The organism is Prauserella endophytica, assembly GCF_005146945.1.
Lineage (GTDB): Bacteria > Actinomycetota > Actinomycetes > Mycobacteriales > Pseudonocardiaceae > Prauserella_A > Prauserella_A endophytica.
Window position 1 is genome coordinate 285,845 of record NZ_SWMS01000003.1, and the last position, 23,777, is coordinate 309,621.

Genomic DNA, 23,777 nt, shown 5'->3' on the forward strand with positions numbered 1-23,777 from the left:
CGGCTCACCTGGAAGGGAAACACATGACACGCCGCTTCGAAGACCGCATCGTCGCTGTCGTCGGCGGTGGATCGGGCATGGGCCGGTCCATCTCCCTGCGCCTGGCGTCGGAGGGAGCCCACGTCTACGTGGCCGACCTGGCCGCCGACGCCGCCGAAGGCGTGGCGAAGGAGATCGTGGCCGCCGGTGGCAGCGCCACCCCGCAGCAGGTCGACGCCACCGACAACACCAGCCTCACCGCCCTGTTCGACCGCATCCGCACCGAGCACGGGGTACTGCACGCCCTGCACGCCCAGGTCGGCATGCCCGGCCCGGCCGGCCTCGAGGTCAGCGACGAGGAGTGGGCCAAGAACATCGACGTCAACGTCAAGAGCGCCTACTACACCTGCACGCTCGGCTTCGACCTGCTCAAGGCAGCGGGCGGCAAGGGCTCCATCACGCTGACCTCCTCGACGTCGGCGCTGGTCGGCTCGCCCTTCAGCCCCATCTACTCGCTCACCAAGGGCTCGCTCGTTCCGTTCACCCGCTCGCTCGCGCTGGTCGGCGCGCCCGACGGCGTGCGGGTGAACGTCGTGTGTCCCGGCACGGTGCACACCCCCATGCTCGCGCAGTTCTTCGGCCGCGAGCCAGGTGCGGACGTCTCGGAGCTGACCAAGAACTTCGTCTCCGGGATCCCGCTGGGCCGCGGCGCCCAGCCCGAGGAGATCGCCTCGGTCATCGCGTTCCTCGCCAGCGACGACGCCAGCTACGTCACCGGGGTCACCATCCCGGTCGACGGCGGCCTGACCGCGAAGTAGGTAGGTCCCCATGGTCCAGGTCGGTCTCCTGCTCAGCGACGTGCCGAAGGACGTACCACCGGCACAGCAGTTCGACGACGTGCTGCGGATCGTGGAAACGGCGCAGCGCAACGGCTTCACCTACATCGCCATCGGGCAGCACTTCCTCTACGGAGAGCTGCGCTGGCTGCAGCCCGTGCCGCTGCTCGCGCGCCTGGCCGCCGAGGTCGACCCGCACGTCAAGCTCGTCACCCAGATCATGATCGCCCCGCTCTACCACCCGGTGATCCTGGCCGAGGAGCTCGCCACCCTCGACGTGGTCACCGAGGGAAGGCTCGTCTTCGGCGCCGGGATCGGATACCGGCCCGAGGAGTTCGGCTACCTCGGCATCCCGTTCAAGGAGCGGGCGTCCCGGATGGACGAGGCGCTGGAGGTGATCACGCGCCTGTGGACCGAGGACGAGGTGACGCACCGCGGCAGGCACTGGCGGCTCGACGGCGTCGCCCCGCACATCCGCCCCGTGCAGCGGCCGCACCCGCCGATCTGGATCGGCGCCCAGAAGAAGCCCGGCGTCGAGCGCGCGGGGCGGCTCGGTGACGCCTACGCATGCCCGCCGGAGGCATCCCGCGACGAGGCCGCGGAGCGCTACCGCATCGTCCGCGACCGCTTCGCCGCCCGCGGCAAGGAGTTCGGCCCGCAGCCGCTGCGCCGCAACGTGCTCGTGGCCGACAGCCGCGAGCAGGCCATCGCCGAGTACGCCCGCGTCGCCAAGGGCAAGTACCTCAGCTATGCCAGCAAGGGCTTCGACCTGATGGGCAAGCAGGAGCTGGAGGACTCGTTCGCCGAGACCGTCGCCGGGCACGCCGTGCTCGGCTCACCGGAGGAGGTGGTGAAGCAGCTGACCGAGCTGGTCACCACGCTGCCCGTCGACCCGTTGCTCGTCCGTCCACAGTGGCCCAGCATGGACGGCGCCGAGACCGTGGCGACCATCGAGCGCCTCGGCCGCGACGTGGTGCCCGCCATCACGGCGATCACGCCGCGCAGCGACATCCCCGCACTCGCCGGGGAGCGGGCGTCATGACCCAGGTGTACCGCGATCTCGTGCCCACGTTCAGCGACCCGCACGACTGGACGCTGAACACCGTGCTGCGCCACCATGCGTCCGTCCGCGGGGACTCCACGTTCCTCATGACCCCCGAGGAGGGTCTGGAGTGGACGTACGCGGAGATCCTCGGCTCGGCCGAGCGGATCGCGGGCGCGCTGGGCAAGGCCGGAGCCGAGCAGGGCGACCGGGTGATCATCATGGCGCTCAACTCGTCGCGCCTGGTGCGCAGCTGGTTCGGCACCGCCGTCGGCGGGCAGGTCGAGGTGCCCATCAACACCAACTACGAGGGCGAGTTCCTGCGCCACCAGGTGGTGACCGTCGGCGCGAGGTGGGCCGTCATCGACGACACCTTCGCCGAGCGGTTCGTCGCGATCGCCGAGCACGCCCGCGGCATCGAGAAGTTCTGGGTGATCGACACCGGCCACGGGGCCGAGGCCGTCGAGCTGTTGCGGCGCAACGGCTGGAGCGCCGAGCCGTGGGACGCGCTCGAAGAGGGGCCCGTGCTCCAGCGGTCCGCGCCGAGGCCCGAGGAGCTGGGCGCGATCTTCTTCACCTCCGGCACCACGGGCCCGTCCAAGGGCGTGGCCATGCCCCACTCGCAGCTGTACTTCTTCGCCCAGATCGTGGTGTCACTGACGCGGCTGACCCACGAGGACACCTACCTCACCACCACGCCGCTGTTCCACGGCAACGCCCAGTTCATGGCGGTCTACCCGGCGCTGGTGGCCGGCGCGAGGGCGGTGGTGCGGCCCAAGTTCAGCGCGAGCCGGTGGATCGACCACGTCCGCGACTCCGGCGTGACGGTGACCAACTTCGTCGGCGTGATGATGGACTTCGCGTGGAAACAGCCACCACGCGACAACGACCTCGACAACCGGCTGCGCTGCGTCTACGCGGCGCCCACGGCCAGCTCGATCGTCGAGCAGTTCAAGAAGCGCTACGGCATCGAGGCTTTCGTCGACGCCTTCGGGCTCACCGAGACGTGCGCGCCGATCATGTCGCCCTACGGCGTCGACCGGCCCGCGGGCGCGGCGGGACTCCAGGCCGCGGACTGGTTCGACATCCGGCTCGTCGACCCGGAGACCGATCGCGAGGTGCCGGTCGGCGAGATCGGCGAGCTGGTGGTGCGGCCCAAACAGCCATGGACGTGCAGCATGGGCTACTACGGGATGCCGGAGAAGACCGTCGAGGCGTGGCGCAACCTGTGGTTCCACACCGGTGACGCACTGCGCAAGGACGCCGACGGCTGGTTCTACTTCGTCGACCGCTACAAGGACGCGCTGCGCCGTCGCGGCGAGAACATCAGCTCCTACGAGGTGGAGCAGGCGGTGCTCGGGCACCCGGCGGTCACCGAGTGCGCCGTGATCGGTGTTCCGGCCGGGGTGGACGCGGGTGAGGACGAGGTGCTCGCCGTGGTCGTCACCTCGCAGCCGTGCGACCCGGCCGAGATCCTGGAGTGGTGCCGGGGCCGCATCCCCGAGTTCGCCATCCCCAGGTTCGTGCGGTTCGTCGACGCGCTCCCCAAGACTCCGTCGGAGAAGGTACGCAAGGCCGCGCTGCGCGAGTCGGGCATCACCGCCGACACGTTCGACCGGCAGGAGAAGGTGCATGGACTTCAGCGCTGACACCACCCACGACGACATCCGCGCCACCGTGCGCGCGCTGTGCTCCGACTTCCCCGACGACTACTGGGCAGAGCACGACCAGACCCAGGAGTTCCCGTGGGACTTCTACAACGCCGTGGTGAAGGGCGGCTGGCTCGGGCTCACCGTGCCCGCCGAGTACGGCGGCGGCGGGCTGGGCGTCACCGAGGCCGCGATCGTCGAACAGGAGATCGCCGCGTCGGGCGCGGGCATGAACGGCTGCAGCGCCGTCCACATCGGGATCTTCGGATTCGAGCCGATCATCCGGCACGGCAGCGAGGAGCTGAAGCGGCGGTTCCTGCCAAGGCTCGTCGAGGGCGACCTGCACACGTCGTTCGCGGTGACCGAGCCCGACGCGGGCACCGACACCACCAACATCTCCACGTTCGCCAGGAAGGTGGACGGCGGCTGGTCGATCTCCGGCAAGAAGGTGTGGATCACCAAGGCACAGGAGGCCGAGCGCATGCTCATCCTGTGCCGCACGGCGCCGCGCTCGGCCAGTCCCAAGCGCACCGCGGGGATGACGCTGTTCTTCGCGCCGCTGGACCGCGATCGCGTGACCGTGCGCAAGATCCCGAAGATGGGGCGCAACGCCATCGACACCAACGAGCTGTTCATCGACGAGCTGTTCGTGCCCGCCTCGGACGTCGTCGGCGAGGTCGGCGGCGGGTTCAAGGCGATCCTCGCCGGGCTCAACGCCGAGCGCGTGATCTCGGCCAACGCGGCGATCGGTATCGGCAGGGCGGCGTTGCGCAGGGCCACGGCCTACGCGTCCGAGCGCACCGTGTTCGGCAGGCCCATCGGGCAGAACCAGGCCATCTCACACCCCTTGGCGAGGGCGCTCGTGCAGCTCGACGCCGCTGACCTCATGTGCAAGCAGGCGGCGTGGCTGCTCGACCACGGTCACTCGGCGGGCAAGGAGTCCAACGAGGCGAAGTTCCTCGCCGCCGAGGCCGGGTTCTTCGCCGCCGACGCGGCGCTGAGTGCGCACGGCGGGTACGGGTACTCGAAGGAGTACCACATCGAGCGCTACTTCCGGGAGGCGCGGCTGATGCGCATCGCGCCGATCAGCCAGGAGATGGTGCTGAACTACGTGGCCGAGCACGTGCTCGGCCTGCCGAGGAGCTACTGATGCGGCCCTACCGTTCCGTGCTGTTCCTCCCAGGCCACCGCCCGTCGTGGGTGGGCAAGGCGCTCGCGGCAGGCGCGGACGCGCTGGTGCTCGACCTCGAGGACTCGGTGCCCGCGGGGGAGAAGGAGGCCGCGAGGGCCACGGTCGCGGAGTCGATCGGGCGCATCCGCGAGACACACGCGGACGTGGGCGTGTTCGTGCGCGTCAACCCGCTCGACACGAAGCTCACCGGCGGCGACCTCGAAGCCGTGGTCGTACCCGGCCTCACGGGCGTCTTCGCGCCCAAGATCGAGCGGGCCACCGACGTGCTGCGGTACGACGCGCTGCTCGACCACTTCGAGACCCGCAACGGGGTTTCCGGGCTGGAGTACATCGTGCCGGTGGAGACGGTCGGCGCCATCCACAACTGCCGCGAGGTCGCAACGGCCTCGGCGAGGGTCGGCGCGATGATCGGCCCCACCGCCGAGCACGCCGACATCGCGCGCGCGGTGGGTTACGAGTGGACCCCGGAGGGCACCGAGACCCTCTACCACCGCAGCCGCATCCTGCTCGCCTGCCGCGAGGCGGGCATCCACGCGCTGACGGGGCTGTGGGAGGACCTGGCCGATCTCGACGGGCTGCGCGAGTTCGCCCGCGGGGGCAGGCAGCTCGGCTTCCGCGGCATGATCGCGATCCACCCGAGCCACGTGCCCGTGATCAACGACGTGTTCTCTCCGTCGGCGGCCGACGTCGAGTTCTACTCAGGACTCGTCGAGGCCTACGAGAAGGCCGCCGCCGAGGGCACGGGCGCGCTGCGCTACCGCGGCGTGCACATCGACAGGGCCCACTACGACAAGGCGGTGGACTGGCTGGCACGCGCGGAGGCCATCGCCTCGAACGAGAAGAGCGGTGACTGACATGCGCGGCCTCTACTTCGAGGAGTTCGAGATCGGCGCGGAGTACAAACACGCGTTCCGCCGCACGATCACCGAGATGGACAACGTCATGTTCACCTCGCTGACCATGAACGTCGCACCGCTGCACCTCGACGAGGAGTACGCGAAGACGACGGTGCACGGCGCGCGGGTGCTCAACAGCCTGTTCACCGTGGCGCTCATCGGCGCGTTCCACGTGCCCGAGCTGACCATGGGAACCACGCTGGGCAACCTCGGCTACGACAGGATCACGTTCCCGCACCCGGTGTTCCACGGCGACACCCTGCGGGCTGAGACGACCATTGTGGACAAACGAGAGTCCAGGAGCCGCGACGACTCCGGGGTCGTCTGGTTCGAGCACCGGGGATACAACCAGAACGACGTGCTGGTCTGCGAGATGCGCCGCGTCGGTCTGATGCTCAAGAAGCCGAAGGAAGGTGTCTGATGGAACGGGACTTCGTGCCGGACGTGCGCACGCTGACCATCGGGAACAAGCCGGTCGAGCCGGCCGGTGACCGGTGGGACGTCGCCAACCCGGCGACCGAGGAGGTCATCGCCACCGTCGGGGGCGCGTCGGCGGACCAGGTCGACCAGGCCGTCCGCGCGGCGCGGGACGCGTTCGACGGCTGGGCCGCGCTCTCCGGTGAGGAGCGCTCCGCCGCGATCCACCGGCTCGCCGACGTGCTGGAGTCGAGGACCGACCAGCTGCTGGCCTCGATCGTCAACGAGGTGGGCACGCCGGTGTCGCTCGCCGAGTTCATGCAGGTCAAGATGGGGCTCGGGCACCTGCGCTGGCAGGCGGACGCGGCGAAGAAGGACCGTACGCAGCACCTCGGCGCCTACGACGTGCCGGTGCCGACGATGAGCGACGTGACCCACTACCCGGTGGGTGTCGTCGCCGCGATCACCGGCTACAACTACCCGCTCAATCTCGCGATCTTCAAGTTCGGCGCCGCGCTCGCGGCCGGCTGCACCGTGGTGCTGCTGCCCTCGCCGCGGACGCCGCTGACCACGCTGTTCTTCGGTGATCTCTCCCGCGAGGCCGGGCTGCCCGACGGCGTGTTCAACGTGATCATCGGCGGCGCCGACGTCGGGCAGCTGCTCTCGTCGCACCCCGGCGTGGACAAGGTGTCGTTCACCGGCTCCGACACGGTCGGCGCCAAGATCATGGAGCAGGCCGCGGCGAACCTGTCCGGCGTCACGCTGGAGCTCGGCGGCAAGTCGGCCAACATCGTGCTGCCCGGCTGCGACGTCGAGGACTTCGCCGTGGAGATGCACCTGCGCTGGTCGCGCAACGGCGGGCAGGGCTGCGCGGCGCTGGCCCGGCTGCTCGTGCACGAGAGCCTGTACGACCGGTTCCTCGAAGCGGGCGCGGCCGCGTTCGACCAGATGAAGGTCGGCGACCCCTGGGACCCGGCGACCAACATCGGCCCGATGATCCGGCCCGACCACCGCGAGCGCGTGCAGGGCTTCATCGACGCCTCACTCGCCGACGGCGGCGAGGTGCTGCTTTCGGTCGGCACCCCGGTGCCGGACAAGGGCTACTTCATCAACCCGGTGCTGCTGGGTGGCCTGCCGCACACGGCGAGGGCCGTGCAGCAGGAGATCTTCGGCCCCGTGGCCGTGATCCTGCCCTTCCGCGACACCGACGAGGCGATCCGGCTCGCCAACGACACGGCGTTCGGCCTCGCGGCGAACGTGTGGGCGCCAGATCTCGGCGAGGGCCGCCGGGTCGCCGAACGCCTGCGGGCGGGCACCGTCTGGATCAACGGCGGTGGCGCCATGCGCCCCGACGCGCCGTTCGGCGGGTCAGGCCGCTCCGGCATCGGCAGGGAGATCGGTGAGTGGGGCATCCACGAATACCTGGAACCGCGGCACATCCAATGGCGCGTCTAGGCACCGCGAGTCCGAGAGCACGAAAGTAGGGGAGCATGGCAGCGACCAGATCCACAGGCGCGGGGCCGCTCGCGGGCGTGCGGGTGCTCGAGCTCGGCGCCGGATACGCCGCGCCGACCACGGGCCGGATGCTGCGCGACTTCGGCGCTGACGTGGTCAAGGCCGAGGATCCGGGCAACGGGGACTACGCGCGGCAGTGGGTGCCGCAGAAGGACGGGCTCTCACTCGGCTTCTGCAGGCTCAACGCCGGCAAACGGTCGGTGGGCATCGACCTGCGCTCGGAGAAGGGGCGCGACGTGGTGCGGCGACTGGCGTCCACTGTGGACGTCGTCGTGGAGTCGTTCCGGCCGGGCAGGCTCGAGGGCTGGGGGCTCGGCTACGACGTCCTCAGCGCGGACAACCCCGGCCTGGTGCTGACGCGGGTCTCCGGCTTCGGCCAGACCGGCCCGTACCGCTCCCGGCCGGGCTTCGGCACCGTGGCGGAGACCTCCAGCGGGTTCGCCCAGATCAACGGCTGGCCCGAGCTGCCGCCCACGGCGCCGCCGTTCGGCTTCGCCGACTCGATCGCGGGCATCTCGGCGGCCATGGGCACGGCGATGTCGCTGTTCCGCCGCGAGCGCACCGGTGAGGGCGACGTGGTGGACGTGGCACTGTACGAGCCGCTGATGTTCATCATCGGCGACATGATGCTCAAGTACACCTCGCTCGGTGAGGTGCAGGGCCGCATCGGCAACGACACCGGCGCGGCCTCGCCCCGCGGCATCTACCAGGCCGCGGACGGCAAGTACCTGTCGATCGCCGCGTCCAACCAGGCGATCGCCGCGCGCCTGTTCGCGGCGATGGGGCAGCCCGAGCTGGTCGAGGACCCCCGCTTCGCCACCAACTCGGCGCGACTGGCGAACAACGAGCTGGTGCAGAAGCACGTGGCCGACTGGGTGCGGTCGCTGCCGAGGGCGGAGGCGCTGCGGATCCTGGAGGAGCACGACGTGGTCAACGCGCCCGTCAACGACGCCTCCGACATCGTCACCGACCCGCACTTCCTCGAGCGCACGCTGGTGGGCATCACCGGCGAGCACGGTCTCGGCTCGGTGCTCATGCCAGGGCCGGTGCTGCACCTGGCCAGCTACGACGGTCCCGGCTACGACGGCGTGCCGACCGTGGGGCAGCACACACGGGAGGTGCTCGGCGGGCGGCTCGGCCTCGGTGAGGGCGAGCTGGCCACGCTCGGCGCGGAGGGCGTCGTCACCAGCTGACCCGGTGGCGCGCCGGGGCCGTGCGGTGGCCCCGGCGCGCCACGGTCAGGGCTGGCCGCCGTCCACGGTGAGCACGGCGCCCGTGGTGTAGCTGGAGGCGTCGCTGGCCAGGTAGACGGCCATGCCGACGATCTCGTCGGGCTGGCCGCCGCGGCGCAGCGCGAAGCCCTGCGCCCGCTGGGCGAATGTCTCGGGGTCCCACGACGCGCTGACGTCGGTGTGGAACGTGCCCGCCATGATCGCGTTGCAGCGCACCGAGGGGCCGAATGCGTGGGCGAAGCCGATGGTGACGGCGTTGAGGCCGGCCTTGGCGGCGGCGTAGGGCACCACGGCGGGCCGGGGGTGCGCGGCGGCGGCGCTGCTGATGTTGATGATGGAGCCGCCGCTTCCCCGCGCCATGCGGGTGCCCACCAGCGCGGACAGCCGGAACGGGCCCTTGAGGTTGACGCCGAGGACCTTGTCGAACAGCTCCTCGCTCACGCCGTCGAGGCTGTCGTAGAGCGGCGACATGCCCGCGTTGTTGACGAGCACGTCGACGTGGCCGAACCGGTCGTAGGCGGCGTCGACCAGGGCCTCCAGCCCGCCCCAGCGCCCGACGTGCGCGCTCACGGGCAGGGCGGCGCGTCCGGTCTCACGCTCCACCTCGGCGGCGGTCCGCTCGCACGAGTCGAGGTTGCGGCTGGCGATCACCACGTCGGCTCCCGCTCGGGCGAGGCCGAACACCATCGCCCTGCCGAGGCCCCTGCTGCCGCCGGTCACCAGCGCGACCCTGCCGGTCAGGTCGAACGCCGTCGTCGGATCGAACGTCACGAAGCCTCCTCTTGAATGTATTCCTTGTTATGGTAATCATAGATAGTCGCGAAGTGAAGCCGAGGACGAAGGAGTACCGGTGGGCGAGACGCACGAGCAACCCCTGTTCGAGCTCCCTGCGCCGTACCGCGCGCTGCAGGACGAGGCGAGGGGGTTCGCCGCATCGGTACGCGATATCGCGGAGCGGGCCGACGAGGCCGACGACATCGACCCGGAGATGCGCAAGCGGCTGGCGGAGACGGGGCTGGCCTCGATCATGGTCCCGGCCGAGTTCGGCGGCCGCCACGCGGAGGTCGACTCCCTGGCGGTGACCGTGGTGCGCGAGGCGTTCGCCGCGGAGAGCGCGCACCTCGACTCGCTGCTCGGCATGCAGGGCATCGGCAGCTACGCCATCGGCAAGGGCGGCAGCCGCCAGTTGCGCGAGGAGTGGCTGCCGAAGGTCGCCAGGCTGGAGGCCATCGCCGCGCTGGCGCTGACCGAGCCCGGGGTCGGCTCCGACCTCAAGGCACTGTCCACATCGGTCACCGAGCGTGACGGCGAGCTGGTGGTCAACGGCCACAAGTCCTTCATCACCAACGCCGGCGACGCGGACTTCTACTGCGTGCTCGCCCGCGAGGGCGAGGGCTACTCGCTCGTGCTGGTGCCGGCCGCGGCGCCCGGCGTCTCGGTGGAGAAGGCGCACCAGATCATCGCGCCGCACGTGCTCGGCGACGTGCTCCTCCACGACGTGCGGGTGCCGGCGGGCAACCGGCTGGGGGAGCCGGGCAAGGGCTTCTCGCTGGTGCTCGCCACGCTCGCGACGTTCCGGGTCTCGGTGGCGGGCGCCGCGGTGGGGCTCGCACAGGCGGCGCTGGAGGAAGCCGTCCCGCACGCGGCGGGCCGCGAGCAGTTCGGCGTGAGCCTCGCGCGGCTCGGCTCGGTTCCCGGCAACCTCGCTCTTTCGTGGACCGACATCGAGGGCGCGCGAACGCTCACCTACCGTGCAGCGGCCGCCGCGGCCCGTGACCCGCTCGGCAACCTGCACCTGTCCTCGATGGCGAAGGTCGCCGCGACGGAGGCGGCGGCGCGGGTGGTGGACCGGTGCGTGCAGACGATGGGCCGGTTCGGGCTCGTGCGCGGCAGCAAAATCGAACGCCTGTACCGCGAGGCGCGGCCGATGCGCATCTACGAGGGGTCCACGGAGGTCATCCTCGACTCACTCGCCAAGCAACTCGTAAAACGCTTGACCAAATAGGTCGCGACACTCGCCGGGGCGCCTGCGCCGCCTGCCGCCGGTCACGCCGGTATGCTGCGATTCATTATGACTGACAATGCGGCGTCCGGCGCGGCATGGGAACGCCGGAGCGAGAAGGTTTCGGCCATCATCGCCAGGGAGATCGTGCGCGACATCGCCAAGCGCGATCTCAAGCCCGGCGACATGCTGGAGTCGGAAAGCGTCATGCTCCAGCGCTACCAGGTGGCGCGCGCCTCGCTGCGGGAGGCGCTGCGCGTACTGGAGACCCACGGGCTCGTCCGGATGAAGCCCGGCCCCGGCGGCGGCCCCGTGGTGTCGGAAGTGGACAGTCGCGAGTTCGGGCGGATGGCCACGCTGTTCTTCCAGGTGCTCGGCATCCAGTTCAGCGAGCTGGTGGAGGCCCGGCTGATCATCGAGCCGCTCATCGCCCGGCTGGCCGCGCAGCGGCACGACCCGGACGACAACGACGAGTTGCGCGCGATCGTCAAGCAGGGCTTCGAGGCGAGCACCGACGCCGAGTGGCTGGTCGCGAGCAACGCGTTCCACGCGAAGGTGCTGTCGATGTCCGGCAACGGACTGCTCGACATCTTCGCCCGCGCGATGAAGGACATCTTCACCGAGCGGGCGTCCGGCGTGTACGTCGCGCGCAAGCGCGGGCATGTCCGCCGGGTGCACGCCGAGATCGCCGACGCGATCATCGCGGGTGACGCGGAGGTGGCCGAGCGGCTCATGCACGAGCACATGAGCGAGTACGCCAAGACCGTGGCCCGGCGCGAACCGCAGCTCATGAACGAGGTCGTGGACTGGCGCTGAACGGCGCTGACCGGCGCTGCCGCCTGGTCAGACGGCCAGACCGAGCACCCGCGCGAGGTTGCCGCCGAGGATGGCCTCCTCGGCGGCGTCGCCGAGCCCGAGCCGCCGGATCGCGGCGATCTCGGCGGCCGGGTCGGTCATCGGCCAGTCCGAGCCGAACACCACCCGCTCGGTGCCGTGCCGGGTGATGAACCGCCGCACCGTGTCCGGATCGACGTTCGCGACCGACGGGGGCCAGGAGGTCTCCAGCACGATCGGCAGGCCGCGCAGCTCCTCCTCGGCCTCGGCGAGCATGTGGTAGCCGCCGAAGTGACACGCGACGAGCCGCAGGTCGGGGAACGTCGTGACGATCTCGCGCAGCATCCTCGGGTTGCTCAGCGAGTTCACCTCGCCGCTGCCGCCCGCGCCGACGTGCGTGATCACCGGAATGTCGCTGCCGAACGCCTCGAACAGCTCCCACAGGCGCTCGTGCATCAGCCCGAAGCCCTGGAACAGCGGGTGCACCTTCACGCCGTGGATCCCGTGCCTGCGCAGACTCGCCAGGTTCTCCTCCACGGAGAGGTCCACGTGCACGGTGCCGAACGGCGTGAAACTGGCGCGGTCGAGCGAGGCCATGAACGCGTTGGTCGCGTCGACGTGGCGGGCCTGGCCGGCGACGCCGAGTGCGACGCTGTGCCCGACCTCGCCGCCCGCCATCTGCGCCGCGAGTGTGCCTGCCTTTCCGTCGCCGACGGCGGTCAGCCCTGGCAGCCGGTTGGCCGTCAGCGCCTTCTCGGCGATGCGGTCTGGCCAGATGTGCGTGTGCGCGTCGATGATCACGGGTCCCGCCTCTCTCGGTCGTTCATTGCGCCAGGTAGCCACCGTCGGCGACGATCGCCTGTCCGGTGATCAGCTCGCACGTGGGTGAGCACAGCCAGACGTTGGTCTCGGCGATCTCCTCGGCCGTGCCGAGCCTGCCCAGCGGGCTCAGCCGCGCCGCCATCGCCGCCTCGCTCTCGCCGCGGGCGGCCCTGGCCTCCCGCGCCATGGGCGTGTCGATCGCGCCGGGGCACACGGCGTTGACGCGGATGCCCTCGCTCGCGTGCTCCAGCGCGGCCGTCCGGGTCAGGCCGAGCACGCCGTGCTTGGCGGCCGTGTAGGCCGGGGAGCCTGCCTTGGCGCGCAGCGAGCGGACCGAGCCGACGTTGACGATCGCGCCGCCCTCGCCCTGCCGCCGCAGCCAGGCGAGCTCGTACTTGAGGCACAGCAGCACGCCGGTGAGGTTGACGGCGAGCAGGCGGTGCCACTCGCCGAGGTCGGTGTCGACGATCCCGGCCCGGTCGGGGGTGAGCGCCGCGTTGTTCACCGCGAAGTCGAGCCTGCCGAAGCGCTCGACCGCGGTGGCGACCATGGCCTCGGCGTCCTCCGGCCTGCTCACGTCGGTCTCGACGAAACAGCCGCCCGCCTCGGCCGCGGCGTGGCGGCCTGCCTCGGTGTCGACGTCGGCGACCACGACCTGTGCGCCGGCGCGGGCGAAAGCGAGCACGGTCGCCCTGCCCATGCCACTGCCGCCGCCGGTCACCAGGGCGACTTTGCCATCCATATTGATGTTAATCGTTATCTCCAATTGAGCCAGTGTCAAGCAGCTGCACCGAAGGGCTGGACAACGACGGCGCCGCGGCTTACCGTGTGGAAACTCATACGAATCATAATCATAGATTCGGTCCCCACGGAGGCGTCAGTGAAGATGCGTACGGGAAATCGGGTCCGGTGTGCCCTGGTCGTGGGCGCGGCGGCCGTGTTGACAACGGCGTGTGCGACCTCGTCGGGAACGGGCGGCAGTGGGGGAGAGGGGCTGCCCGGGACCGTCAAGATCATGTCGATCAAGGAGATGACGGGGCCGGTCGCGTTCGCTGGCACACACGCCACGCGCGGCATCGACCTCGCGGTCGAGCAGATCAACCAGCGAAAGTTCCTCGGCGACACGAAACTCGAGATCGATTTGCACGACAGCGCCGCGAGCGTCCAGGAGGCAGCGAGCTTCGCGACGCAGGCGGTGTCCGACCAGTCGTACTCCGCGCTCCTCGGGCCAGCGTCCAGCTCGCAGGCCGCCGCCGTCTCGCCCATCGCGGACAAGGCGAAGATCCCGGTGATCTACACCCAGGCCGGCAGCGACGGCGTGCTCGTCGGCGACTACACCTTCCGCGTCACCGCTCCGGCGAGCTCCTACTTCCACCACGCCGGCGAATACCTCAAGAGCAAGGGCGCCAAGACCGCCGCCGTGCTCTACAACAGCGGCAACCCGACGCTCGCCGAGCTGGGCCAGCGGACCGTGCCGGAGCTGGCGAAGGAGTACGGCTTCTCGGTGAGCAGCTCCGACGGCGTCCAGCTCACCGCGCAGGACTTCACCAACGCCGGGGCCAAGATCGCCCGCGCGAAGCCCGACGCCGTGTTCGTGCTGTTGCAGGGCCCGCAGAACCCCGCCGCGATCACGCAGCTCAAGCAGAACGGCTACTCCGGTGAGATCGTCGGCATGACCTCGATGGGCGCGGGCAACCTGAAGCCGGCCGGGCAGCAGGCCAAGGGCACGGTGTGGCCGAGCGACTTCAGCCCGCACGCCGAAGCGCCAAGCGTCCAGGAGTTCGTCAAGGCCTACCAGGCGAAGTACAACGGCGAGCTGCCCAACAACTACGCCGCCGAGGCCTACGACGCCGCGTGGTTCCTCGCCAGGGGGATCAAGGAGGCGGGCAGCGCCGACCGCACCGCGATCCAGCAGGGCCTGGCGGCGGTGGCGAAGCAGGGCTTCGAGGGCGCCGAGGGCAAGCTCCGCTTCGAGGGCAACGACCTGCGCGTCGAGGGCGTGCTCGCGGGCTGGGACGGCAGCGGCGAGATCCTCGTCTCCCGTGGGGCGTCGTGAGCCATGGCGCAGAACCTGCTCAACGCGCTGACGCTGGGCTCGCTGTACCTGCTCTTCGCGCTCGGCATGAGCCTCGCGTGGGGCACGATCGGCATCCTCAACTTCGCCCACGGCTCGATCTTCATGTTCGCCGCGTTCACCGGGCACCTGTTGGTGCAGCAGGTCGCGCTGCCGCTGCCGGTGGTGCTGCTCATCGGCACGGCGGTGGGCGCGGCGCTGTCGGTGCTGGCGCAGGTGCTCGCCTTCGAGCCCATCCAGCGCAGGGCGCGTGACCACCGACGCGCCGAGCTGCAGATCCTGGTCGGCGGTATCGGCATCGCGACGATCCCGCTCGCGATCGCCCAGCACGCCACCAAGAGCGTGCCGTTCGGGTTCACCGGCAGCACGTTCCAGGTGGAGGTGTACCGGCTCGGCCCGGTGCAGCTCACCAATGTGCAGCTGGTGATCCTCGGCGCCGCCGCGGTGCTGACGGGGGTGCTCGCCTGGTGGCTGCGCTCCGCCCGCACCGGCCTGGCATTGCGCTCGATCGGCGTCGACGCCGAGGTCGCCACGATGATGGGCGTCAACCGCCGGGGCCTGGCCATGGCGACGATGGCGGTCGCCGGCGCTCTCGCGGGCATCGCGGGCGTGCTGCTCACCTACTACCTCGGTTCGATCGCAGCGGAGAGCGGCGACAGCTTCCTCATCAAGGCGTTCGCCGCGATCGTGCTCGGCGGGATCGGCTCGATCGGCGGCGCGGTGGCCGGGGCGATGATCCTCGCGCTCGCCGAGACCGTCGTGCTCACCCAGACCTCGGGCATGTGGGTCGACGCGGTGTCGTTCGGGCTGATCTTCGCCGTGCTCGTGCTGCGGCCGCGCGGTCTCTTCGGGCGCAAGGAGGTGCGTCGCACATGATCGCCTGGTACGAGGCGAACGTGGTGCTGATCCAGTCCATGTTCATCAGCCTGCTGCTGGCACTGAGCATCCAGGTGCCGTTCCGGGCGGGGGTGTTCTCCCTCGCCGGCATCGGCAGCTACGGCGTCGGCGCCTACACCGCCGCGATCGTGACCCTGCAGCTCGGGTGGCCGCCGTTCGCCGCGATCGGGGCCGGGATGCTGCTGGCGGCGGTGATCGCCTACCTGCTGGCGCTCGTGCTCGCGCGGCTCTCGGGCCTCTACCTCGGCATGGCCACGATCGCCTACAGCCTCATCCTCTCCGTCGTCGTGATCAACGGCGGCGAGCTCACCGGGGGCGCGCAGGGGCTGTTCGGCGCCGTCAGCGACCTGCAGACGGGGCACGTGGTGGCCGTCGCCGTTGCGGCGGTGGCGCTGCTGGCGCTGTCCGAGCGGGGCAGGCTCGGCCGGTGGATCGACACCGTGCGCGAGGACCCCGAGCTGGCCGTGTCGGTCGGCGTTCCCGTAGCGGCGATCCGGCAGCTGTCGTTCGTCGTCGGCGGGCTCCTCGGGGCGTGCGCCGGTGCCATGAACACGTTGCTGCGCACCACGGTCACCCCGGAGGAGGTCGGGTTCCATCTCGTGGTGCTGGCGCTGACGATGATCATCGTGGGCGGCTCACGGTCGTGGGCGGGCGCGCTGATCGGCGCCGTCGTCTTCACGTGGCTGCCGACGGTGCTCGCGTTCGTCGGCGAGTGGCAGACGCTGGTCTACGGCGTGGTGGTCGCCGTCGCGGCGATCTTCGTGCCGACCGGGATCCTCGGGCTGGCACAGGACTTCGTGCGGCGGCTGCGCCGCCCCGCGCTCCAGGGAGGCCGGTCATGACGGTGATCGAGGCACGCGACGTCGCCGTGCACTACGGCGGCATCAAAGCGGTCGACGGCGTCGACCTCGCGCTGGAGGCCGGGCGGATCTGCGGGCTGCTCGGGCCCAACGGGTCGGGCAAGAGCACCCTGCTGGCGGCGCTGACCCGGCTCGTCCCGCTGACGCGAGGCACGCTGCTGCTGGACGGCGTCGAGTACCAGAACGCGGCCCCGGCGAGCCTCGCTCGCCGAGGGGTCGCCCGCACGTTCCAGACCGTGCGCCTGCTGCCGGACCTCACGGTGGCCGAGAACGTGCGGCTCGGCGCGGATCTGCGCAGGCGGCCACCGGCCGGGATCGTCGACGACGCGATCGAGCGCACCGGTCTCGGCGAGGTCGTGCGGGCAAGGCCGGGTGAGCTGTCCTACGGCATGTCCAGACGAGTCGAGATCGCCCGCGCCCTGGCGACCTCACCGCGCCTGCTGCTGCTGGACGAGCCGACGGCCGGGATGAACCAGGCCGAGCGGCAGGAGATCTCGGAGCTGCTGCGCAGGCTGCGCGACGAGGGCCTGACGCAGCTGCTGGTGGAGCACGACGTGCAGATGATGATCGACACCTGCGACGACCTCGTGGCCATGAACTTCGGCGCCGTGGTGGCACACGGCAGCCCCTCCGAGGTGGTCACCAACCCCGACGTTCAGCGGGCCTACCTGGGAAAGAGGTGGCGTGCCCATGCTTGAGATCGAGGACCTGCGGGTCAGCTACGGCTCGGTGGAGGCGGTCCGCGGCGTCAGCGCACGGGCGAGCGAGGGCCGCGTGACGCTGGTGCTCGGGGCGAACGGGGCCGGCAAGAGCACCACGCTGCGTGCGGTCTGCGGGCTCGTGCCCGTGCGTTCCGGAGAGGTCCGCCTCGGCGGCGCCTCGATCGTCGGCAGGGCGCCGCACAAGACCGTGCGCGACGGGCTCGTGCTCGTGCCGGAGGGCAGGCGCGTGTTCGCGCCGCTGACCGTGGAGGAGAACCTCGTGCTCGGCGGCTACACCGCGCCGCGCGCGCAGGCACAGCGGACGCTGGAGCAGGTCTACACCATGTTTCCGGTGCTGCGCGAGCGACGGCGGGGCGCGGCCGGGCTGCTGTCCGGTGGCGAGCAGCAGATGCTCGCGTTCGGCAGGGCGCTGATGTCCTCGCCGAGGGTGATGCTGCTCGACGAGCCGTCGATGGGCCTGGCGCCCGCGATGGTCGAGTCGGTGCTCGGCGCCGTGCGGGAGATGGCCGACTCCGGCATCGCCCTGCTCGTCGTGGAGCAGAACGCCGAGCTGGGCCTCGAGATCGCCGACGACGTCGTCGTGCTGGCCCGTGGCGAGGCCGTGTTCCACGGGTCGGCGGCCGAGGCCCGTTCGCATTCGTCCGTGGTGCGGGCCTTCCTCGGCGACGCCGCGCTCACCGGTTGAGTGGTTCTCCTAATTGCTTGCTATGAATATCAGGGAAATCCTTGACTTGATCTTAGCCTGACCTCAATGTGTGTGTCACCCGTCACGACGTGAGAACGACGAGGAGCTGATCGTGATCAGGAGCTACCGCCGGCTGTTCATCGGGGGCAGGTGGGTCGAGCCGTCCAGCGAGCACGTCATCGACGTGGTCTCGCCCAGCACCGAAGAGGTGCTGGCCGCGGTTCCCGAGGCGAGGGAAGCGGATGTGGACGCCGCGGTGGCCGCCGCCAGGAAGGCCTTCGACGAGGGACCCTGGCCACGAATGACCCCCGCCGAGCGCGGCGCGATCCTCGCCCGTGTCGGCAAGGAGGTGGAGAAGCGCTTCGACGAGATGGTCGCAGCGTTCACCGCAGAGATCGGCGCCCCGACCCCCGTCAGCACGGCGTTCCACCAGAACGCGCTGAAGATGTGGGACGACGTGTCCACCCTGCACGAGCGGTTCGCGTTCGAGGAGGAGCGCTCCTGGGCCGACGGCAGCGGCAAGCTCGTGCACGAGCCGGTGGGCGTGGTCGCCACGATCATCCCCTGGAACGGCCCCGTCGCCACCGCGTCGCTCAAGATCGGCCCCGCGCTGGCCGCCGGCTGCACCGTGGTGCTCAAACCCGCACCGGAAGGTCCGGTCAGCGTCATGCTGCTGGCGGAGGCGCTCGAGGCCGCCGGCCTGCCCGAGGGCGTGGTCAGCGTGTTACCAGCGGGCCGCGAGGTGGGGGAGTACCTCGTTCGCCACCCCGGCGTCGACAAGGTCGCCTTCACCGGCAGCACCGCCGCGGGCAGGCGGATCATGAGCCTGTGCGGCGAACGCGTCACCAGGGTCACGCTGGAGCTCGGCGGCAAATCAGCCGGGATCATCGCCGACGACATCCCGCTCGGAGACGTACTGCCGACGCTGCTCTTCGCGGGCATCGGCCACTCCGGACAGGTCTGCGCCGCGCTCACCCGCATCCTCGTGCCCCGCGATCGGCAGCAGGAACTGCTCGACGCCATGGTGCCCGCCCTCGAAGCGCTCAAGGTCGGCGACCCGCTGGAGGCCGACACCGTGCTCGGCCCGCTCGCGGCGGAGCACCAGCGCGAGCGCGTCGAGAACTACATCAGGATCGGACTCGACGAGGGCGCCCGGCTGGTGACCGGCGGCGGCAGGCCCGAGGGACTCGACCGGGGCTGGTACGTCCAGCCGACGCTCTTCGCCGACGTCCGCAACGACATGCGCATCGCCCGTGAGGAGATCTTCGGCCCCGTCGTGTGCGTGATCCCGTTCGACTCTGTCGACGAGGCCGTCGAGATCGCCAACGACTCCGACTACGGGCTCTCCGGCGCGGTGTACGCGCGCGACACCGCGCTCGCCGAGCAGGTGGCCCGCCGCATCCGCACCGGCCAGATCTCCATCAACAGCTGGGGCATGTGCGTGGTGCAGCCCTTCGGCGGCTACAAGCAGTCCGGCCTCGGCCGGGAGGGCAACGTCGAGGGCCTCTCCGCCTACCTGGAGACCAAGCTCATCCAGTACGCCTGAGCATTTCCCGCCGCTACTCGACGACGAGGAGCCCCCTTGATCAAGACGATGGCCTTGCTGACCAAGCTGCCGGAGCTGTCGCTGGAGCAGTTCGACGCGCACTGGCACGAACCCCACGGCGACCCGCTCACCCTCGCCATCTCGGTGATTCGCCACGCGGTGCAGAACGCGCGGCTCGCGGCTGCCGACGACCTCATCGACGCGCCGTACCACGGCATTCCCGAGGTGTGGCTCGACGACGTGGAGTCGGCGCTCAAGCTGCAGGACGACCCCGCGTACGCCGAGGCGGAGGCCGACCAGGTCCACTTCATGGACATCCCCAAGCTCGCGTTCCTGCTCACCACCGAGGAGGCCGTCGACGGCTCCGCGGGGCCCGGTGACGCGCGGGGTGTCAAGCTGATCCGGCTGCTGCGCCGAGCACCCGGCCTCGACCAGGCCGCGTTCGACGCGGTGTGGAGCGACGACCGCGACGTGGAACGCGGCCGCGCCGTTGGCGCTCTGCGGCACGTGCGCTCCAGGAGCATCCCGGAAAGCTACGCCGCCGGGGAGCCCGCCTTCGACGCGGTGCGCGAACTCTGGTTCGCCGACCTCGGCGCGCTGCGCGCCGCGCCGGCCCGCGATCCCAGGGCCTGGCGCGAGCTGTCCGAGCCCACCGCGTGCGACGCCACCGCGTCCGTCACCTACATCGCCACCGAGCGCAGGCTGCGCTGAAAAACCGGGAGAAGGCACGTCGATGTCAGACACGACCACCGAGTTCGACGCGATCGTCGTCGGGGCCGGGTTCTCCGGCCTGTACATGCTCTACGAGCTGCGCAGGCGCGGACTGACCGCGCGGGTGCTCGAGGCCGGCTCCGACGTGGGCGGCACCTGGTACTGGAACCGGTATCCGGGCGCGCGCTGCGACGTGGAGAGCCTCGACTACTCGTACTCGTTCGACGAGGACCTGCAGCAGGAGTGGAAGTGGACCGAACGCTACCCGGCGCAGCCGGAGATCCAGCGTTACCTCGCCCACGTGGCCGACCGCTTCGGCCTGCGCAAGGACATCACGTTCGACACCAGGGTGGTGGCCGCCCACTACGACCCGCCCAGTGCCACGTGGACGGTCCGCACCGAGGCCGGTGACCGGCTCACGGCCAGGTACTGCATTCTGGCCACCGGCTGTCTCTCGGTTCCGAAGGCTCCCGAGATACCGGGCCTCGAAGACTTTCGCGGCCCGGTCTACCACACCGCCACCTGGCCAGAGTCCGATGTGGACTTCAGTGGCAAACGCGTCGGTGTCTTCGGTACCGGGTCCTCGGGTGTGCAGGCGATCCCGGTGATCGCCCAGCAGGCCGGCCACCTCACGGTGTTCCAGCGCACGCCCGCGTTCTCGGTCCCCGCGTTCAACGGCCCGCTCGACCCCGAATGGGAGCGCGAGATCAAGGCCGACTACGCCGAGCGGCGCAGGCAGAACCGCGCCTCGGAGGCCGGCCTCGTGCGCGGCGACAACCCGCAGTCGGCCCACGACGTGGACGACGAGCAGCGGCAGCGGGAGTACGAGACCCGCTACACCAAGGGCGGGTTCGGCATTCTCGGCGCGTACGCGGACCTGATGGCCGACCAACGGGCCAACGACACGGTGTCGGACTTCGTGCGGCAGAAGATCCGCGAGCGGGTGACCGACCCGGAGGTGGCCGAGCGGCTGCTGCCGTGGGAGTACCCGCTGGGCACCAAGCGCATCTGTGTCGACACCGACTACTACGAGACGTTCAACCGCGACAACGTGACCCTCGTGGACCTGCGCCGCGACGCGCTGGAGACGGTGACGGAGAACGGGGTCCGCACCGCGCGGGGCGAGGTGGAGCTCGACTGCCTCGTGCTCGCCACCGGCTTCGACGCGATGACGGGTGCGGTCAACCGGATCGACATCCGTGGCCGCGACGGCGCCGCGCTGGCCGAGAAGTGGGGCGCGGGCCCGAGGACCTACCTCGGTCTCGCCACCGCCGGCTTCCCGAACCTGTTTCTGCTGGCCGGACCGGGCAGCCCCTCTGTGCTGACGAACATGGTCACCGCGATCGAGCAGCACGTCGAGTGGACGGGCCGGTGCATCGAGCACCTGCGCACGCACGGCTACCGCACGATCGAGCCCACCGTCGAGGCCGAGGACGGCTGGGTCGACCACGTCAACGAGGTCGCGTCGATGACGTTGTTCCCGAAGGCCGCGTCGTGGTACCTCGGTGCGAACGTGCCCGGCAAGCCTCGGATCTTCATGCCCTACGCGGGCGGTTTCGCGACGTACGAAAAGCAGTGCGACGAGGTGGCGGAGCAGGACTACCGCGGCTTCGTGCTCAAGTAGAAGGGTGGCCGATGGCTCTCGACGAAGCGACCGCGGACTTCCTGGCCAAGATGGCCGAGACCGGCGCGAAACCACTGCACGAGCTGAGCCCCGCAGAGGCACGCGAGGTCAGCGCCGGGCTCAAGGACCTTTACGGCCCCGGCCCCGACATGGCGCGGATCGAGGAACACATCGTGTCCACTGAGGATGGTGGATCGGTGGGGATCCGGCTGCTGGTGCCCAACTCCAGCCCACGCGGGCTGATGGTGTACTACCACGGCGGCGGCTGGGTGCTGGGCGCGCTCGACGAGTTCGACACGCTGGGCAGGCAGCTGGCCGAGCGCACCGGTTGCGCGGTGGCGCTGGTGGACTACCGGCTCGCGCCGGAGCATCCGTACCCCACGGCGGCCGAGGACGCGTGGGCGGCGCTGCGCTGGCTGGACGCTCAGCGGGAGACGCTGCTGGGCTCCCGGCTGCCGCTGGTCGTCGCCGGTGACAGCGCGGGCGGGAACCTGTCGGCGATCGTCACCCGCCGCGCGCGGCGGGAGGGCGGCCCGGAGATCCTGCTGCAGGTGCTGGTGTACCCGGTGACCGACTGCGATCTCGACAACGCCTCCTACACCGATCCGGCCAACCAGCTCATGCTCTCGCGCGAGACGATGATCATGTTCTGGGACCACTACGCCGCCGACCCGCAGGCCCGGCGGAACGAGGACGCGTCGCCGTTGCGCTGCCGGGACCTCAGCGGTTTGCCACCGGCCGTGGTGCTGGTCGCCGAGCACGACGTGCTGCGCGACGAGGGCGCCGCCTACGCACAGCGGCTGCGGGAAGCCGGGGTGACCGTGCACGAGCGACTGTTCGAGGGCCAGATGCACGGGTTCTTCACGATGGTCAACGTGCTGCCGGGCAGCGCGGAGGGCCTCGACTACGTGACCAGGCACGTGAACGCCTACCTCGAGGGGCACTGAGGAGAGGAGCTGCCGTGTACCGCATGACCGTCACCTACCACCATCCCGCCGACCCGGAGGAGTTCCTGCGGCACTACCGCGAGGTGCACGCCCCGCTGGCGGCGAAACTGCCGGGGCTGCGTGCCTACGAGTGGGCCGTCGCGGAGAGCCCGGACGGCTCCAGGCCGCGGCACTTCATGGTCGCGACGCTCGACTGGGACACCAAGGAGGAGGCGCTCGCCGCGTTCGCCTCGCCGGAGGGCGAAGCCGGCACGGCCGACATGGCCAACTTCACCACGCCCGACGGGTTCGAGCTGGTCCTCGGCGAGGTGACCAAAACCGTCTAGGACAGCCGCAGTGAAGGCCACCTTCACTGCGTTGAACGCAGGCATGGTGGCCTTCACTGCATTCGAGGCGTTACCGGGGCGAGGGCGAGCGCTTTCGGCAGGCTCCTAGGCGAGGAGCGCCTCGGCGAGCGCCCGCCACTCCCCGTGAAGCACGGCGTCCGGGTCCGTCGGCTGGACCACGAGCACCACCTGGTCGGCGCCCGCGTCGAGGTGCCTTCTCACCCGGGCCGCGACGGCGTCGATGTCGCCCCAGGCGACCAGCCCGTCGAGCAGGCGGTCGCTCGTCACCGCGATGTCCTCGTCGGTGAAGCCCATCCGGCGCAGGTTCTGCGCGTAGCCACCGACCCTGGTCAGAAACCGGATGGGCTCGCGGACGGTGTCTCTCGCCAGCCGAGGGTCGCGCTCCAGCACCACGTACTCCATCACGGCCAGCGTCGGCTGCTCGCCCAGTGTCTCCCTGGCCTGCGCCGTGTACTCGGGTGTGACGAGTAGCGGCACCGCACCGGCCGCGCGGTCGCGGGACAGTTCCAGCATCCGGGGCCCCAGCGCCGAGAGCATGCGCGCGCCGGCCGGCACGGGCGGGTCGGCGGCGTCGAAACTGTCCAAGCTGTCGAGGTAGGCGTTCATGGTGCGCAGCGGGCGCGCGCCATGCGCTCCGCCCAGTCCGGTGATCAACCGTCCTGGCGCGGTAACCTCGAGGTCCCGCCGGAACGCGATCACGTCCTGGGCGGCGTAGCGCTGGACGGGGATGATCGCGCTGCCGACGGGGATCGCGTCGGTGGCTCGCACCACGTCCCGCAGCGGGTCGAGCGTCGCCAGCTGCCCGCCCGCGATCCAGATCGTGGAGTAGCCCAGCTTCTCCAGCAGGGCGGCGTCGTCGAGGTGACCGCCGTCGGCGCGCACGTCCAGGGTCACTCCGACGCGCCCCAGCTCGCCGAGGTCCAGCTTCGCCATCTGCCAACGCCTTTC

General features: G+C 70.5%; 24 protein-coding genes. 20 read left to right on the top strand and 4 right to left on the bottom strand.

Features of this window, described 5'->3' with window-relative positions; genetic code table 11:
* Positions 1 to 23: 23 nt before the first annotated feature.
* The 8 genes from FCN18_RS08475 to FCN18_RS08510 are packed head-to-tail and all read left to right on the top strand — an operon-like array spanning position 24 to position 8,719.
* Entirely contained in the window at positions 24 to 797 is a 774-nt protein-coding gene (locus tag FCN18_RS08475) for an SDR family NAD(P)-dependent oxidoreductase (protein WP_112270556.1), read from the top strand.
* Positions 798 to 807: 10 nt separating this feature from the next.
* Entirely contained in the window at positions 808 to 1,857 is a 1,050-nt protein-coding gene (locus FCN18_RS08480; protein WP_112270554.1) for an LLM class flavin-dependent oxidoreductase, read from the top strand.
* The gene (locus tag FCN18_RS08485; RefSeq protein ID WP_137094267.1) at positions 1,854 to 3,506 is read left to right on the top strand and encodes an AMP-binding protein; all 1,653 of its coding nucleotides are present in this window, start codon (positions 1,854 to 1,856) and stop codon (positions 3,504 to 3,506) included. Before FCN18_RS08480 ends, FCN18_RS08485 begins: the two co-directional genes overlap by 4 nt.
* Positions 3,490 to 4,656: an acyl-CoA dehydrogenase family protein gene (locus FCN18_RS08490; RefSeq protein WP_137094270.1), complete on the top strand. Its 1,167-nt coding sequence runs from the start codon at positions 3,490 to 3,492 to the stop codon at positions 4,654 to 4,656. The genes FCN18_RS08485 and FCN18_RS08490 overlap by 17 nt, the downstream gene beginning before the upstream one ends.
* Positions 4,656 to 5,552 carry an HpcH/HpaI aldolase/citrate lyase family protein gene (locus tag FCN18_RS08495; protein WP_112270550.1) on the top strand — a complete coding sequence of 299 codons (897 nt, stop codon included), beginning with the start codon at positions 4,656 to 4,658 and terminating at the stop codon, positions 5,550 to 5,552. The genes FCN18_RS08490 and FCN18_RS08495 overlap by 1 nt, the downstream gene beginning before the upstream one ends.
* Before the next feature lies 1 nt (position 5,553).
* Positions 5,554 to 6,015, top strand: a complete 462-nt coding sequence (locus FCN18_RS08500) for a MaoC family dehydratase (RefSeq protein ID WP_112270549.1) — start codon at positions 5,554 to 5,556, stop codon at positions 6,013 to 6,015.
* Positions 6,015 to 7,466, top strand: coding sequence for an aldehyde dehydrogenase family protein (locus FCN18_RS08505; protein ID WP_137094272.1), 1,452 nt, complete (start codon positions 6,015 to 6,017; stop codon positions 7,464 to 7,466). Before FCN18_RS08500 ends, FCN18_RS08505 begins: the two co-directional genes overlap by 1 nt.
* 35 nt (positions 7,467 to 7,501) lie before the next feature.
* On the top strand, positions 7,502 to 8,719 hold the full coding sequence (locus FCN18_RS08510) for a CaiB/BaiF CoA transferase family protein (RefSeq protein WP_112270547.1): 1,218 nt from the start codon (positions 7,502 to 7,504) through the stop codon (positions 8,717 to 8,719).
* Positions 8,720 to 8,764: 45 nt separating this feature from the next.
* On the opposite strand, the gene FCN18_RS08515 is transcribed toward FCN18_RS08510, so the two are convergent.
* Entirely contained in the window at positions 8,765 to 9,529 is a 765-nt protein-coding gene (locus FCN18_RS08515; RefSeq protein ID WP_137094274.1) for an SDR family NAD(P)-dependent oxidoreductase, read from the bottom strand.
* 79 nt (positions 9,530 to 9,608) lie between these two features.
* On the opposite strand from FCN18_RS08515, the gene FCN18_RS08520 reads away from it, so the two are divergent.
* Positions 9,609 to 10,763 (top strand): acyl-CoA dehydrogenase family protein, encoded by a 1,155-nt coding sequence (locus FCN18_RS08520; protein WP_228713773.1) that lies wholly within the window; start codon positions 9,609 to 9,611, stop codon positions 10,761 to 10,763.
* Between the two features lie 66 nt (positions 10,764 to 10,829).
* A complete protein-coding gene (locus FCN18_RS08525) occupies positions 10,830 to 11,576 on the top strand; it encodes a FadR/GntR family transcriptional regulator (protein ID WP_199542737.1) in 747 nt (248 codons plus the stop codon).
* A gap of 27 nt (positions 11,577 to 11,603) precedes the next feature.
* On the opposite strand, the gene FCN18_RS08530 is transcribed toward FCN18_RS08525, so the two are convergent.
* A complete protein-coding gene (locus FCN18_RS08530; protein ID WP_112270545.1) occupies positions 11,604 to 12,395 on the bottom strand; it encodes an amidohydrolase family protein in 792 nt (263 codons plus the stop codon).
* 22 nt (positions 12,396 to 12,417) lie between these two features.
* A complete protein-coding gene (locus FCN18_RS08535; protein WP_137094276.1) occupies positions 12,418 to 13,158 on the bottom strand; it encodes an SDR family NAD(P)-dependent oxidoreductase in 741 nt (246 codons plus the stop codon).
* Positions 13,159 to 13,431: 273 nt separating this feature from the next.
* On the opposite strand from FCN18_RS08535, the gene FCN18_RS08540 reads away from it, so the two are divergent.
* The 10 genes from FCN18_RS08540 to FCN18_RS08585 all read left to right on the top strand — a co-directional run bounded on the left by FCN18_RS08540 (position 13,432) and on the right by FCN18_RS08585 (position 22,808).
* Positions 13,432 to 14,472 (top strand): ABC transporter substrate-binding protein, encoded by a 1,041-nt coding sequence (locus FCN18_RS08540; protein ID WP_199542735.1) that lies wholly within the window; start codon positions 13,432 to 13,434, stop codon positions 14,470 to 14,472.
* Between the two features lie 3 nt (positions 14,473 to 14,475).
* Positions 14,476 to 15,366, top strand: coding sequence for a branched-chain amino acid ABC transporter permease (locus FCN18_RS08545; RefSeq protein WP_112270543.1), 891 nt, complete (start codon positions 14,476 to 14,478; stop codon positions 15,364 to 15,366).
* Positions 15,363 to 16,229 carry a branched-chain amino acid ABC transporter permease gene (locus FCN18_RS08550; RefSeq protein WP_112270542.1) on the top strand — a complete coding sequence of 289 codons (867 nt, stop codon included), beginning with the start codon at positions 15,363 to 15,365 and terminating at the stop codon, positions 16,227 to 16,229. The genes FCN18_RS08545 and FCN18_RS08550 overlap by 4 nt, the downstream gene beginning before the upstream one ends.
* On the top strand, positions 16,226 to 16,945 hold the full coding sequence (locus tag FCN18_RS08555; protein WP_113642079.1) for an ABC transporter ATP-binding protein: 720 nt from the start codon (positions 16,226 to 16,228) through the stop codon (positions 16,943 to 16,945). Before FCN18_RS08550 ends, FCN18_RS08555 begins: the two co-directional genes overlap by 4 nt.
* Positions 16,938 to 17,654, top strand: coding sequence for an ABC transporter ATP-binding protein (locus FCN18_RS08560; RefSeq protein ID WP_137094278.1), 717 nt, complete (start codon positions 16,938 to 16,940; stop codon positions 17,652 to 17,654). Before FCN18_RS08555 ends, FCN18_RS08560 begins: the two co-directional genes overlap by 8 nt.
* A 112-nt stretch (positions 17,655 to 17,766) precedes the next feature.
* Positions 17,767 to 19,200, top strand: a complete 1,434-nt coding sequence (locus FCN18_RS08565) for an aldehyde dehydrogenase (RefSeq protein WP_323808349.1) — start codon at positions 17,767 to 17,769, stop codon at positions 19,198 to 19,200.
* A 36-nt stretch (positions 19,201 to 19,236) separates the two neighbouring features.
* On the top strand, positions 19,237 to 19,911 hold the full coding sequence (locus tag FCN18_RS08570) for an EthD domain-containing protein (protein WP_113642077.1): 675 nt from the start codon (positions 19,237 to 19,239) through the stop codon (positions 19,909 to 19,911).
* A gap of 22 nt (positions 19,912 to 19,933) precedes the next feature.
* Positions 19,934 to 21,535 (top strand): flavin-containing monooxygenase, encoded by a 1,602-nt coding sequence (locus tag FCN18_RS08575; protein WP_137094280.1) that lies wholly within the window; start codon positions 19,934 to 19,936, stop codon positions 21,533 to 21,535.
* 11 nt (positions 21,536 to 21,546) lie between these two features.
* Positions 21,547 to 22,482 carry an alpha/beta hydrolase gene (locus tag FCN18_RS08580; RefSeq protein ID WP_112270535.1) on the top strand — a complete coding sequence of 312 codons (936 nt, stop codon included), beginning with the start codon at positions 21,547 to 21,549 and terminating at the stop codon, positions 22,480 to 22,482.
* 23 nt (positions 22,483 to 22,505) lie between these two features.
* Positions 22,506 to 22,808 carry an EthD family reductase gene (locus FCN18_RS08585; RefSeq protein ID WP_206077843.1) on the top strand — a complete coding sequence of 101 codons (303 nt, stop codon included), beginning with the start codon at positions 22,506 to 22,508 and terminating at the stop codon, positions 22,806 to 22,808.
* Between the two features lie 105 nt (positions 22,809 to 22,913).
* On the opposite strand, the gene FCN18_RS08590 is transcribed toward FCN18_RS08585, so the two are convergent.
* Positions 22,914 to 23,762: a TIGR03620 family F420-dependent LLM class oxidoreductase gene (locus FCN18_RS08590; RefSeq protein ID WP_137094283.1), complete on the bottom strand. Its 849-nt coding sequence runs from the start codon at positions 23,760 to 23,762 to the stop codon at positions 22,914 to 22,916.
* Between the last annotated feature and the right edge of the window lie 15 nt (positions 23,763 to 23,777).

What these genes read in the sequence shown, in the direction of transcription:
- FCN18_RS08475 (WP_112270556.1), top strand. Translation starts at nt 24, where the DNA reads ATGACACGCCGCTTCGAAGACCGCATCGTCGCTGTCGTCGGCGGTGGA.
- FCN18_RS08480 (WP_112270554.1), top strand. Translation starts at nt 808, where the DNA reads ATGGTCCAGGTCGGTCTCCTGCTCAGCGACGTGCCGAAGGACGTACCA.
- FCN18_RS08485 (WP_137094267.1), top strand. Translation starts at nt 1,854, where the DNA reads ATGACCCAGGTGTACCGCGATCTCGTGCCCACGTTCAGCGACCCGCAC.
- FCN18_RS08490 (WP_137094270.1), top strand. Translation starts at nt 3,490, where the DNA reads ATGGACTTCAGCGCTGACACCACCCACGACGACATCCGCGCCACCGTG.
- FCN18_RS08495 (WP_112270550.1), top strand. Translation starts at nt 4,656, where the DNA reads ATGCGGCCCTACCGTTCCGTGCTGTTCCTCCCAGGCCACCGCCCGTCG.
- FCN18_RS08500 (WP_112270549.1), top strand. Translation starts at nt 5,554, where the DNA reads ATGCGCGGCCTCTACTTCGAGGAGTTCGAGATCGGCGCGGAGTACAAA.
- FCN18_RS08505 (WP_137094272.1), top strand. Translation starts at nt 6,015, where the DNA reads ATGGAACGGGACTTCGTGCCGGACGTGCGCACGCTGACCATCGGGAAC.
- FCN18_RS08510 (WP_112270547.1), top strand. Translation starts at nt 7,502, where the DNA reads ATGGCAGCGACCAGATCCACAGGCGCGGGGCCGCTCGCGGGCGTGCGG.
- FCN18_RS08525 (WP_199542737.1), top strand. Translation starts at nt 10,830, where the DNA reads ATGACTGACAATGCGGCGTCCGGCGCGGCATGGGAACGCCGGAGCGAG.
- FCN18_RS08535 (WP_137094276.1), bottom strand. Translation starts at nt 13,158, where the DNA reads ATGGATGGCAAAGTCGCCCTGGTGACCGGCGGCGGCAGTGGCATGGGC.
- FCN18_RS08540 (WP_199542735.1), top strand. Translation starts at nt 13,432, where the DNA reads ATGTCGATCAAGGAGATGACGGGGCCGGTCGCGTTCGCTGGCACACAC.
- FCN18_RS08545 (WP_112270543.1), top strand. Translation starts at nt 14,476, where the DNA reads ATGGCGCAGAACCTGCTCAACGCGCTGACGCTGGGCTCGCTGTACCTG.
- FCN18_RS08550 (WP_112270542.1), top strand. Translation starts at nt 15,363, where the DNA reads ATGATCGCCTGGTACGAGGCGAACGTGGTGCTGATCCAGTCCATGTTC.
- FCN18_RS08555 (WP_113642079.1), top strand. Translation starts at nt 16,226, where the DNA reads ATGACGGTGATCGAGGCACGCGACGTCGCCGTGCACTACGGCGGCATC.
- FCN18_RS08560 (WP_137094278.1), top strand. Translation starts at nt 16,938, where the DNA reads ATGCTTGAGATCGAGGACCTGCGGGTCAGCTACGGCTCGGTGGAGGCG.
- FCN18_RS08575 (WP_137094280.1), top strand. Translation starts at nt 19,934, where the DNA reads ATGTCAGACACGACCACCGAGTTCGACGCGATCGTCGTCGGGGCCGGG.
- FCN18_RS08580 (WP_112270535.1), top strand. Translation starts at nt 21,547, where the DNA reads ATGGCTCTCGACGAAGCGACCGCGGACTTCCTGGCCAAGATGGCCGAG.
- FCN18_RS08585 (WP_206077843.1), top strand. Translation starts at nt 22,506, where the DNA reads ATGACCGTCACCTACCACCATCCCGCCGACCCGGAGGAGTTCCTGCGG.
- FCN18_RS08590 (WP_137094283.1), bottom strand. Translation starts at nt 23,762, where the DNA reads ATGGCGAAGCTGGACCTCGGCGAGCTGGGGCGCGTCGGAGTGACCCTG.